Origin of the sequence: Staphylococcus hsinchuensis (assembly GCF_038789205.1) — a bacterium.
GTDB classification, from domain to species: domain Bacteria; phylum Bacillota; class Bacilli; order Staphylococcales; family Staphylococcaceae; genus Staphylococcus; species Staphylococcus hsinchuensis.
Genome location: NZ_CP128355.1, coordinates 1,396,397 through 1,409,489 on the forward strand (window position 1 = coordinate 1,396,397; position 13,093 = coordinate 1,409,489).

Below are 13,093 nucleotides of genomic sequence, written 5' to 3' on the forward strand. Positions count from 1 at the left end.
ATGCTACTTGATTTACTTGTTATATTGTTTATTTGTTACATAGGTGTGATTGGTTTTAGGAGAGGGTTATGGCTTAGTGCCTTACACTTAAGTTCTACATTGTTTGCATTGTGGCTATCTTCAACATTATATAATCTAGTCGCAGCGAGGTTAGATTTATTTATTCCTTTTCCAATAACACATGCATATCACATGACTTATACATTTCATTATGATGAAATTGAGACAAGGTTTAATCATATTATTGCTTTTGTCATTATATTTATCTTAACGAAAGTAATTTGTTATTGCATGATTGTATCGTTTGATTATGTATTAAAGCAATTGTCGATTACACAATTTAGTCGTTATGGTGGTATTGCATTAAGTTTTATATCTTCTTGTATTTTTAGTGTGATATTTTTATATTGCATATCACTGTATCCTTTAGATATTTTCCAATCACAATTATCAAATTCATTAATTGCGAGACATTTTGTAAATCATATACCGTTATTATCCCAATTTATTAACGAACTATAATAGTAAGCACTATTGTTAAAATGTCATGTTTCGTATTTTGAACATATTTTACTTTAAGGGCATATTCGATTTACTGGTTAATTTAAAGCAGTAATTGTTGTTGCCCCTTTTTTTATGGAGGGAATGTCATGTCAAAGAAAGAAATTATAAAATTACTAGAAAAAATAGCTGTATATATGGAATTAAAAGGGGAGAACACTTTTAAAGTTTCTGCATATCGTAAAGCAGCACAAAGTTTAGAAACGGATGAACGTCCATTAGATGAAATTGATGACGTGACGGAACTTAAAGGCATTGGAAAAGGTGTAGGCGAAGTAATTAATGAATATCGAGAACAAGGTAAATCAACAACTCTTGAAGCGCTACAAGATGAAGTACCTGCTGGTTTAATCCCACTATTAAAAATTCAAGGTCTTGGTAGTAAGAAAATAGCAAAGTTATATAAAGAACTTGGTATCGATAGTAAGGATGCTTTACAACAAGCTTGTGAGGCAGGAAAAGTGAGCGAACTAAGTGGATTTGCTAAAAAGACAGAACAAAATATATTAGAAGCTGTTAAAGCTTTGGGTGCTAAAAAAGATCGTTATCCGATTGACCAAATTGCTGGGTTAAGTCTAGAAATTGATAGCTATTTGTCCGAGATTGAAGCTATTGATCAATTTAATGTAGCAGGTAGCTTTAGACGTTTTAAAGAATCTAGTAAAGATATTGATTATATTATTAGTACCGATGATCCTGAAACAGTACAACAAGCATTGTTAGAAATACCAAATAAAGTTAAAGAAGTAGCGATAGGACATACTAAAATATCGCTCGAACTTTCATACGACGATGAAACAATTGGAGTGGACTTTAGACTTATTGAACCATCGGCGTACTATCATACGTTACAACATTTCACGGGTTCTAAAGATCACAACATTCGTATTCGTCAATTAGCTAAAGAAAGAAATGAAAAAATTAGTGAATACGGTATAGAACAGCAAAATGGTGAGTTGATTCAATATCAAAGTGAAGCAGAAATATATGAACATTATGGAGTGAATTGGATTGCACCTGCTATGAGAGAAGATGGTAGTGAATTTGATAAATCACTTACAAATATACTTCAATTAGACGATATTAACGGTGACTTGCATATGCATACAACCTTTAGTGATGGTGCATTTAGTATAGAAGATATGGTGAAAGCAAATATTGAAAAGGGTTACCAATATATGGTTATCACTGACCATTCACAAAGTTTAAAGGTTGCGAATGGGTTATCAGTCGAGCAACTATTACGTCAAAATGAAGAAATTAAAACGCTCAATGATAAATATGATGAAATTGATATTTATTCAGGTATTGAAATGGATATCTTACCTAATGGAGAATTGGATTATAGCGATGAGGTATTAGCTCAATTAGACTATGTGATTGCAGCAATTCACCAAAGCTTTAATCAACCTCAGGAAGAAATTATGAAACGACTTGAAAATGCCTGCAAAAATCCATATGTACGTCATATTGCACATCCAACCGGTCGCATTATAGGTAAAAGACCAGGCTATGAACCTGATATAGACAAATTGTGTGAAATGGCGGAGGCAACAAACACAATATTAGAGATAAACGCAAATCCGAAACGATTAGATTTAAACGCTGAAGTTGTACGTAAACATCCGAATATTCGATTGACGATTAATACAGACGCTCACCATGTAGATCATTTAGAATTTATGGAATATGGTGTGGCTACTGCTCAAAAAGGATTTGTGCATAAAGAGCGTGTTATTAATACTTTATCTCGTGAAGATTTTAAAGATTTCATTGAAAATAACATTAAATTGAAGAAATAGAGGGATTGTATGAGACAGAAATCATTAGATGTCTTAGAATTCGATAAAATTAAAGCACTGGTAGAAAAAGAAGCAATGAGTGATATCGGTGTTGAAAAAATCAAAGCAATGTCACCAGCTACAGATATTAAAACGGTGGAATTTCAGATTAATGAAACTGATGAAATTGCACAAATCTATAATAAACATCGCTTACCAAGCTTAAGCGGTCTATCAAAAATTTCTCACTACATTCACCGAGCAACTATCGGTGGTGTACTCAATGTTCGTGAACTTAATTTAATCAAACGACTTATTCAAGTACAAAATCAATATAAAACATTCTACAATAACTTATTAGAAGAAGATGAAGAAGTTAAATATCCTATTCTAGATGAACGAATGAATCAACTACCGGTATTAACAAATGTATATCAAGAAATTCATCAAAAATGTGATGCCCATGATTTGTATGATCATGCTAGTTATGAATTACAAGGTATAAGAAGTAAGATTTCAACTACGACACAACGCATCAAACAAAATCTTGATAAAATCGTTAAAAGCCAAGCAAATCAGAAGAAACTGTCTGATGCGATTGTCACAGTGAGAAATGAACGTAATGTAATTCCTGTCAAAGCAGAGTATAGACAAGATTTTAAAGGGATTGTGCATGACCAATCTGCCTCAGGTCAAACTTTATATATCGAACCCACTTCTATCGTTGAGATGAACAATCAAATTAGTCGATTAAAAAATGATGAAGCGGCAGAACGAGAACGAATTTTAACAGAAATCACTGCACTTGTAGCCGAAAATGCAGAGGAATGTTTAACGTCTGAATCAATTATGGGACAAATTGATTTCTTAACTGCCAAGTCACGTTATGCACGTGATATTAAAGGTACAAAACCTCAATTTACAGAAGAAAGATCTGTATATTTACCTAAAGCATTTCATCCTTTATTAGATCAAGAAACTGTTGTTGCAAATACGATTGAATTTGCTGAAGACGTTAATACCGTAATCATAACGGGGCCAAACACAGGTGGTAAAACGGTAACCCTTAAAACGTTGGGGCTCATCATTATAATGGCTCAATCAGGTTTGTTAATTCCGACATTAGATGGTAGTAAATTGGGCGTATTTGATAATGTCTATTGTGATATCGGAGACGAGCAATCTATCGAGCAATCTTTATCTACATTCTCATCACATATGAAAAATATTGTAGAAATATTACAAGATGCCAATAAACAAAGCATTATTCTATTTGACGAGTTAGGTGCAGGAACAGACCCAAGTGAAGGTGCGGCTCTTGCGATGAGTATATTAGACTATGTCCAAGAAATTGGTGCACTTGTGATGGCAACAACGCACTATCCAGAACTGAAAGCCTATAGTTACAATAGAACAGGTGTTATGAATGCAAGTGTAGAATTTGATGTAAATAGCCTAAGTCCAACATATAAGTTATTGATGGGTGTGCCAGGGCGTTCAAACGCTTTCGATATTTCCAGAAAATTAGGTTTAACAACTAAAATAATACAAAAAGCCAAATCTATGATTGGTCAAGACGAACAAGAAATTAACGAAATGATTGCATCATTAGAATATAATTCAAAACGTGTAGACGAACAACGCATCGAGTTAGATCAACTATTAAGAGAAGCCCAAAGTGTACACGATGATTTAGCTAAACAATATAGTCAGTACCAGAATTACCAAAAGCAACTCATCGAACAAGCTAAAGAAAAAGCTAATCAACGCGTGAAAACAGCAACTAAAGAAGCGGATACTATATTAAAAGAATTACGACAATTACGTGATAAAAAAGGCGCTGACGTGAAAGAACACGAATTAATCGATAAGAAAAAGCAACTAGATGATCAATATGAAGCGAAATCAATTAAAAAAGAAGTCCAAAAACAAAAATATGATGAAATCAAAGCAGGCGATGAAGTAAAAGTACTCACATATGGACAAAAAGGCGAGGTGCTTGAACTTGTAGATAATGACGAAGCGGTTGTTCAAATGGGTATTATCAAAATGAAATTACCGTTATCAGATCTTGAGAAAACGAAGAAAACAAAACCACAACCAACAAAAATGGTTAAACGTCAAAATCGACAAAGCATTAAAATGGAACTAGATTTACGTGGTTATCGTTACGATGAAGCAATGGTTGCAGTAGACCAATATTTAGATCAAGCTGTGTTGAGTAACTACGAACAGGTTTACATTATTCACGGTAAGGGTACCGGTGCTTTACAAAAAGGTGTGCAAAATCATTTAAAACAACATAAAAATGTGTCATCATTTAGAAACGGCATGCCTAGTGAAGGTGGTTTTGGCGTTACAGTAGCAACGTTAAAATAATAATGAGCAAAGAGGTATGCAGATTTATAAAAAGTCTGTTATAATTTCCTCATCATTTGAATATTAAGGAGGATTGGCATATATGGCACTTGTAAAAGTAACAGATTCAAACTTTGATGAAAATATCCAATCTGGCGTTAAATTAGTAGATTTCTGGGCAACTTGGTGTGGCCCATGTAAAATGATTGCGCCAGTTTTAGAAGAATTAGCAGGAGATTACGATGGTAAAGCAGATATCTTAAAATTAGATGTCGACGAAAACCCATCAACAGCTGCCAAATTTGAAGTAATGAGTATTCCAACATTACTCGTATTTAAAGACGGTGAACCAGTTGATAAGATCGTAGGTTTCCAACCTAAAGAAAACTTAGCTGAAGTGATTGATAAACATCTATAAAATTCATTAAGATTAGCTGGGACATTAATTAAATTAATGTCCCAGTTTTCCATTTTTTAGAAAAAATATTGAGTGTCGATTGAATATCAATATTGAATAAATTACGAAAATGTATGCAAATCTTATAACGATACATATTAAATATTACAATAACCAATTTCAAAGAAAGGAGGAAATTATATGATGGATACGGAAACTCACCAAAAAATAAAGCGAAAATTATCAGTCGTTCCAATGGAACCAGGTTGTTATTTAATGAAAGATAGACAAAATCAAGTCATCTATGTAGGGAAAGCGAAAAAATTACGCAATCGTTTACGATCCTATTTCACAGGTGCACATGATGCTAAAACTACTAGGTTAGTAGGAGAAATCCGCAATTTTGAATTTATCGTTACTTCGAGTGAAACCGAATCTCTACTACTTGAACTAAATTTAATCAAACAATACCAACCTCGTTATAATATCCTATTGAAAGACGATAAAAGTTATCCTTTTATAAAAATAACGAAAGAAAAGCATCCAAGACTTATGGTTACCCGTACAGTAAAGAAAAATAGTGGTAAATATTTTGGCCCGTACCCTAACGCATATTCAGCGCAAGAAACGAAAAAGTTATTGGATCGCATTTATCCATTTAGAAAATGCGATAAAATGCCAGATAAATTGTGTTTGTATTATCATATCGGTCAATGTATGGGGCCATGTGTTTATCCAGTTGATTTAGATAAATATGCCCAAATGACGAAAGAAATAACTGAATTTTTAAATGGTGAAGATAAAACGATTCTTAACAATTTGGAACAACGAATGAATGCTGCGAGTGAAGAGCTTGATTTCGAAAGGGCAAAAGAATATCGTGATTTAATTCAACATATTCAGAATTTGACTAAGAAACAGAAACAAAAAATGACCACAACTGATAATACAGTGCGAGATGTATTCGGTTATAGTGTTTCTAAAGGTTGGATGTGTGTGCAAGTGTTCTTTATTCGTCAAGGCGACATGATCAAAAGAGATGCAACGATGATTCCAATCCAACAAACACCGGAAGAAGAATTTTATACGTTTATTGGACAGTTTTATGATTTAAATCAACATTTATTACCGAAAGAAGTACATGTGCCTAAACAGTTAGATCCAGATGTCATTCAGTCAGTTGTTGATACGAAGATTGTACAACCTGTACGTGGCAAGAAAAGAGAAATGGTCGATTTAGCGAGTCATAATGCTAAAGTAACACTTGAAAACAAATTCGAATTGATATCAAAAGATGAGTCTCGTACAGTAAAAGCAATCGAAGAGCTCGGTGAGGCCATGGGTATTCAAACTCCAATAAGAATTGAAGCGTTCGATAATTCTAATATTCAGGGTGTCGATCCTGTATCAGCAATGGTTTCATTTGTGGATGGTAAGCCGAATAAAAAAGGTTATCGCAAATATAAAATTAAAACAGTAGAGGGCCCAGACGATTATAAATCGATGCGAGAAGTAGTGCGTAGAAGATATACGCGTGTATTAAACGAAGGCTCACCATTGCCAGATTTAATACTCGTTGATGGCGGTAAAGGTCATATGTCAGGCGTTATCGATGTGCTTGAAAACGAGCTAGGATTAGATATTCCTGTAGCTGGTTTGCGTAAAAATGAAAAACATAAAACATCTGAAATCCTTTATGGTGAAAATGCAGAAATTGTACCATTGAAGAAAAATAGCCAAGCATTTTACTTATTGCATAGAATACAAGATGAAGTACATCGCTTTGCAATTACATTCCACAGACAAACACGTCAGAAAACGGGTCTTCATTCTGTGTTAGATACTGTTGATGGTATCGGATCAAAACGTAAGACTAAATTACTGCGTACATTCGGTTCAATAAAAAAGATGAAAGAAGCTACAATTGAAGATTTTAGAGCGAGTGGGCTACCAGAAAAAGTAGCTAAAAATCTGATGGAGGCACTAAAAAAATAGAGATGTGGCAATTTTTTGGCATGAGAATCATTCTCATGCCCAAAAAATTATATTTTAGTGTTACAATAACAAATAACAGGCGTTCTTTTTTTGTTTGTATATGGAAGCGTTTACTAATTGATAAATGTTATCATTTAAAATTTTTAGTTACATGACCCTATATTGCAAACAATTAACGTAGAGATAATATTTATTAACGACATTTCTTTGCAATTACCATACGACATAAACAATTATAGTAACTGAAATTAGTTGAATGAAGTATACGTAAATTACAAATTCAAAGAAAGAACACCAAATAATTTAATTGTTTCACAGGGGGGCTTCCTTTTGGCATATTCGAAAAATCAATTCATGTTAAGACGCTTACATTCATTACTAGGCGTTATTCCAATAGGTGGATTCTTATTAGTGCATTTGCTTGTCAATCACCAAGCAACTAAAGGTGCAGAAGCATTTAACCAAGCATCTGCATTTATGGAATCTTTACCATTCTTAATTGTATTGGAATTTTTATTAATTTACATTCCGATTTTATATCATGCAGTTTACGGTGTACATATTGCTTTCACAGCAAAGGAAAACATTGGACATTATTCTAGATTCAGAAACTGGATGTTCTTTTTACAACGTGTTACAGGTGTTATCACGTTTATCTTTATTGCAATTCACTTATGGCAAACACGTATTCAATTATTGTTTGGTAAAGAACCAAACTTTGATATGATGCACGAAATTTTAACTAATCCATTAAACTTAATTGGATATATTATCGGTTTAATTGCTGTTACATTCCACTTTGCAAATGGCTTATGGTCATTCTTAGTAACATGGGGTGTATTACAATCTAAAAAATCACAACGCGTATTCACATGGGTTTCATTAATCGTGTTTATCGTTGTTTCATATATCGGTTTAAGTGCTACGTTTGCATTTTTATAATTTAAGAAGACATAGTTTTTATATTTAGGGGAGTGACATTTTATGGCAGAGAAGAAAGTTATTGTTGTCGGCGGTGGACTAGCTGGTCTCATGTCAACAATCAAAGCTGCAGAAAAAGGAGCACATGTTGATTTATTCTCACTTGTTCCTGTTAAACGTTCACACTCTGTTTGTGCACAAGGTGGTATAAACGGAGCGGTTAATACGAAAGGTGAAGGTGACTCACCAGCAATTCACTTTGATGACACAGTATATGGTGGGGACTTTTTAGCTAACCAACCACCAGTTAAAGCAATGACTGAAGCTGCACCACAAATCATCCATTTACTAGATCGTATGGGTGTTATGTTTAATAGAACAAACGAAGGTTTATTAGACTTTAGACGTTTCGGTGGTACTTTACACCACAGAACAGCATATGCAGGTGCAACGACAGGTCAACAGTTACTATATGCGTTAGATGAACAAGTAAGAAGTTATGAAGTTGACGGTTTAGTAACAAAATACGAAGGATGGGAATTCCTAGGTATTGTTAAAGATGATGACAATATGGCACGTGGAATTGTCGCACAAAACATGACAAACTCTGAAATCCAATCATTTGGTTCAGATGCGGTTATTATGGCGACAGGTGGCCCAGGTATAATCTTCGGTAAGACAACGAACTCAATGATCAACACTGGTTCAGCTGCATCAATTGTTTATCAACAAGGTGCTATGTATGCGAACGGTGAGTTCATCCAAATCCACCCAACAGCCATTCCTGGTGATGACAAACTACGTTTAATGAGTGAGTCAGCACGTGGTGAAGGTGGTCGTATTTGGACATATAAAGATGGTAAACCATGGTACTTCTTAGAAGAAAAATATCCAGATTATGGTAACTTAGTGCCACGTGATATCGCGACACGTGAAATCTTCGATGTATGTGTAAACCAAAAATTAGGTATTAACGGTGAAAACATGGTGTACCTAGACTTATCTCATAAAGATCCACATGAATTAGATGTTAAATTAGGCGGAATCATCGAAATTTATGAGAAATTCACTGGTGATGACCCACGTAAAGTACCTATGAAGATCTTCCCAGCGGTTCACTATTCAATGGGTGGATTATATGTAGATTATGATCAAATGACAAACATTAAAGGTTTATTCGCAGCAGGTGAATGTGATTACTCACAACACGGCGGTAACCGTTTAGGTGCGAACTCATTATTATCTGCAATCTACGGTGGTACAGTTGCAGGACCAAATGCAATTGACTACATTTCAAACATCGAAAAATCATATACTGATTTAGATGACAGCATTTATGAAAAACACGTTAAAGCTGAACAAGATAAATTCAATGAATTGCTCAATATGAAAGGTGACGAAAATGCCTACAAACTTCATAAAGAGCTAGGTGAAATCATGACAGCAAACGTTACAGTTGTTCGTGATAACAAGAATTTATTAGAAACAGACAAGAAAATCCTTGATCTTATGGAACGTTATAAAAACATCGACATCGAAGATACACAAACTTGGAGTAACCAAGCTGTTTTCTTCACACGTCAATTATGGAACATGTTAGAGTTAGCACGTGTTATTACAATCGGTGCTTACAACCGTAACGAATCACGTGGTGCACACTACAAACCAGAATTCCCAGACCGTAATGATGAAGAATGGTTAAAAACAACGTTGGCATCTTATCAAGGAAAACATGAAGCACCTAAATTTACTTACGAACCTGTCGATATTAGTTTAATCCCGCCTCGTAAGCGAGATTACTCTGCTAAATCAAAAGGAGGTAAATAATCATGCCTGAAACTAAAGAAACAAACGAAGTGCAAGACCAACAACAGCAACAACAACCAAAACAAAAATCAATTAAATTAATCATAAAACGTCAAGATAATGCAGAATCAAAACCATACGAAGAGGAATTTGAAATCCCTTATCGTGAAAATTTAAACGTTATTGCATGTCTAATGGAAATTAGACGTAACCCTGTAAACAGTAAAGGTGAAAAAACAACTCCAGTAATTTGGGACATGAACTGTTTAGAAGAGGTTTGCGGAGCTTGTTCAATGGTTATCAACGGTAAAGCAAGACAATCTTGTTCAGCGATCGTTGACCAATTAGAACAACCAATCAAATTAGAACCAATGAGTACGTTCCCAGTTATTCGTGACTTACAAGTTGACCGTTCAAGAATGTTCGACAACTTGAAACGTATGAAAGCTTGGGTACCAATTGACGGTACTTATGACTTAGGTCCTGGTCCTCGTATGCCAGAGAAAAAACGTCAAACAGCTTACGAACTTTCAAAATGTATGACATGTGGTGTTTGTTTAGAAGTTTGTCCAAACGTAACACCTAAAAACGACTTTGTTGGGGCACAAGCAATTTCACAAGTTAGATTATTCAACCTACATCCAACAGGTTCTATGACAAAAGACGAACGTCTAGAAGCTTTAATGGGCGGCGGAGGATTACAAGAATGTGGTAATTCTCAAAACTGTGTGAATGCATGTCCAAAAGGTATTCCATTGACAACATCAATCGCTGCATTAAACAGAGAAACTTCATTCCATATGTTCAAATCATTCTTCGGTTCAGACCATCAAGTAAATTAATAAAAAATATGGAAGTATTTAAAGCGGGAAATCATTATTGTAATGATTTCCCGCTTTTTTATTAAAGATATTCCCATAACGTCTCATTATCATTTTCTAGACACTCTAGGAAATGAGGTATATTTCAAGATCATGGCTCTAACTAGCTACTAAGGTAAATGAGTAATAGAAAATATAAAATAGCATTGGAAGAAAATTATTTTATTCTTTCGGTAATGTTATTTTCGAGTGATTTTTAAAAATAGCTTATAACAGCTTCATCCTATTCAATAATAATTTGAATATAAACATGCTTAATGACGTTCAAAAGTCGACTATGCTAAAATAAAAAACAAGTAATATAAATAAGGATGAAGACGAATGGATAAACCGATTGGAGTTATAGACTCGGGCGTTGGTGGATTAACAGTAGCCAAAGAAATTATGCGCCAATTACCAAATGAAACTATATATTATCTTGGGGATATCGCACGTTGCCCATATGGTCCAAGAGAACCTGAAGAAGTAAAGAACTTTACTACAGAATTGGCTACTAAATTAATGAGTTTTGGTATAAAGATGTTAGTAATAGCATGTAATACAGCCACTGCTGTTGCTTTAAAACATTTACAAGATATTTTACCGATTCCCGTTATTGGGGTAATAGAGCCAGGTGCAAGAACAGCTATTATGACTACAAATAATAAAAAAGTTTTAATTCTTGGTACAGAAGGTACGATAAAATCAGAGGCATATCGTAACCATATTAAAAATATCAATCCTGAAGTTGAAGTCTCAGGAGTAGCATGCCCTGGCTTTGTACCAGTCGTTGAAAAAATGAGATATAAAGATCCGACGATAACTAGTATTATTATGCATCAAACTTTAAAACAATGGAGAAATAGCGAAGCAGATACTGTTATTTTAGGTTGTACACACTATCCTTTACTATATCAATACATTTACGAATACTTTGGCGAAGAAAAAGTAGTTATCTCATCTGGTTTAGAAACTGCACGTGAAGTTAGTGCATTATTAACTTTTAGTAATGAACATGCTGGTTACAAAAAACAACCCAAACATCAATTTTTCTCAACAGGTAATACAGAACAAATTGAAAGTATTATACAAGAATGGTTAAACATGACTGTAAAAGTTGAAAGAATAGTATTATAAAGTGAGGAGCGAAATAAATGGAAGATTTAGTTATTGCGTCAAATAATAAAGGTAAAATAAATGAGTTTAAAGTCATATTTCCAGAATATAATGTAATCGGTATTTCTGATCTCATTGAAGACTTTGATGTAGAAGAAACCGGTGAAACATTTGAAGAAAATGCAAAACTTAAATCGGAAGCTGCGGCACGTGCGTTAAACAAACGTGTGATTGCAGATGATAGTGGACTTGAAGTCTTTGCGCTAAATGGTGAACCAGGTGTGTTTTCTGGTAGATATGCTGGAGAAGGTAAAGATGATGATGCGAATATCGATAAGTTGTTAGAAAACTTAGACAATGAATTAGACAGACGCGCTCGTTTCGTTTGTTTAGTAAGTATGAGTGCACCAGGCGAAGAAACGCAATTATTTGAAGGAATTATTGAAGGTGAAATTACTTTAAATAAAATTGGTGAAAATGGCTTTGGTTATGATCCAATCTTTTATGTTGTTGAAAAAAATAAAACAATGGCGCAAATCTCACCAGAAGATAAAAATGAAATTAGTCATCGTGCCAAAGCGATTGAAAAATTAAAAGCTCATTTTAAGGATGATCAATAATGACAAAATGGATTTTAATCAGTGATAACCATAGTGAACAAGGTATTTTATTTGATGTTATAAACGAACATGAAGATGCAGACGTAGCTATACATTTAGGTGATTCTGAGTTTGCTTATGATGATACAGAACTAAGCCATTATAAACGCGTGAAAGGTAATACAGACTTTTACCCGGAATTCCCAAATGAAGAGATTACTGAGAATAACGGTGTTAAAGCTTTTTATACACATGGGCATTTATATAGTGTAAATGCGACAAGAATGAAATTAGCAGAAAAAGCAAAATCATTAGGTTGCCAATTCGCATTTTATGGTCATACACATGTCGCAAAATATGAAAATATCGGTGGCGTACATGTTATAAATCCAGGTAGTATTTCACAATCACGCAGTAATATTGAAGAAACATATGCTGAAATACGCATCGATGAAACAGAACAAAAGGCAACTGTCGTATTCCGTAATAGAGAGCATAAAGAAATTGATAGTGAATCATTTGAATTATAAGTAAATGATTTGAGAAATAATAACTCCCACATCTAACTTAATTTGGGAGTGGGACAGAAATCGAATTTTCTAATGGAGATTTTGTAGTCCCACTCCGGCAAGGATGACTAGGATTGAAAAAGCTTGAAATAAGTGCATTCTCAATTCAGACATCTACTGCCAAGTTGAT

The 13,093-nt window shown here is 34.1% G+C and carries 11 protein-coding genes; all 11 read left to right on the top strand.

Annotation, left to right across the window (positions count from 1 at the left end):
* The 11 genes from QQM35_RS07020 to QQM35_RS07070 all read left to right on the top strand — a co-directional run bounded on the left by QQM35_RS07020 (nt 1) and on the right by QQM35_RS07070 (nt 12,924).
* A complete protein-coding gene (locus QQM35_RS07020; protein WP_251516192.1) occupies nt 1-522 on the top strand; it encodes a CvpA family protein in 522 nt (173 codons plus the stop codon).
* Between the two features lie 128 nt (nt 523-650).
* Entirely contained in the window at nt 651-2,363 is a 1,713-nt protein-coding gene (polX, locus tag QQM35_RS07025) for a DNA polymerase/3'-5' exonuclease PolX (RefSeq protein ID WP_251516195.1), read from the top strand.
* A 9-nt stretch (nt 2,364-2,372) separates the two neighbouring features.
* The gene (locus tag QQM35_RS07030) at nt 2,373-4,721 is read left to right on the top strand and encodes an endonuclease MutS2 (RefSeq protein ID WP_251516197.1); all 2,349 of its coding nucleotides are present in this window, start codon (nt 2,373-2,375) and stop codon (nt 4,719-4,721) included.
* A gap of 82 nt (nt 4,722-4,803) precedes the next feature.
* Nucleotides 4,804-5,118, top strand: coding sequence for a thioredoxin (gene trxA, locus QQM35_RS07035; protein WP_251516200.1), 315 nt, complete (start codon nt 4,804-4,806; stop codon nt 5,116-5,118).
* A 183-nt stretch (nt 5,119-5,301) separates the two neighbouring features.
* Nucleotides 5,302-7,092 carry an excinuclease ABC subunit UvrC gene (gene uvrC, locus QQM35_RS07040; RefSeq protein WP_251943948.1) on the top strand — a complete coding sequence of 597 codons (1,791 nt, stop codon included), beginning with the start codon at nt 5,302-5,304 and terminating at the stop codon, nt 7,090-7,092.
* A 330-nt stretch (nt 7,093-7,422) separates the two neighbouring features.
* On the top strand, nt 7,423-8,034 hold the full coding sequence (locus QQM35_RS07045; RefSeq protein WP_251516203.1) for a succinate dehydrogenase cytochrome b558 subunit: 612 nt from the start codon (nt 7,423-7,425) through the stop codon (nt 8,032-8,034).
* A gap of 42 nt (nt 8,035-8,076) precedes the next feature.
* Nucleotides 8,077-9,840, top strand: a complete 1,764-nt coding sequence (gene sdhA, locus QQM35_RS07050) for a succinate dehydrogenase flavoprotein subunit (protein WP_251516206.1) — start codon at nt 8,077-8,079, stop codon at nt 9,838-9,840.
* Nucleotides 9,841-9,842: 2 nt separating this feature from the next.
* Nucleotides 9,843-10,661 (top strand): succinate dehydrogenase iron-sulfur subunit, encoded by an 819-nt coding sequence (gene sdhB, locus QQM35_RS07055; RefSeq protein ID WP_251516208.1) that lies wholly within the window; start codon nt 9,843-9,845, stop codon nt 10,659-10,661.
* A gap of 360 nt (nt 10,662-11,021) precedes the next feature.
* Nucleotides 11,022-11,816, top strand: a complete 795-nt coding sequence (racE, locus tag QQM35_RS07060) for a glutamate racemase (RefSeq protein WP_251516211.1) — start codon at nt 11,022-11,024, stop codon at nt 11,814-11,816.
* Nucleotides 11,817-11,833: 17 nt separating this feature from the next.
* The gene (locus QQM35_RS07065) at nt 11,834-12,415 is read left to right on the top strand and encodes an XTP/dITP diphosphatase (protein WP_342610296.1); all 582 of its coding nucleotides are present in this window, start codon (nt 11,834-11,836) and stop codon (nt 12,413-12,415) included.
* A complete protein-coding gene (locus tag QQM35_RS07070; protein WP_251516217.1) occupies nt 12,415-12,924 on the top strand; it encodes a YfcE family phosphodiesterase in 510 nt (169 codons plus the stop codon). The genes QQM35_RS07065 and QQM35_RS07070 overlap by 1 nt, the downstream gene beginning before the upstream one ends.
* Nucleotides 12,925-13,093 lie beyond the last annotated feature (169 nt).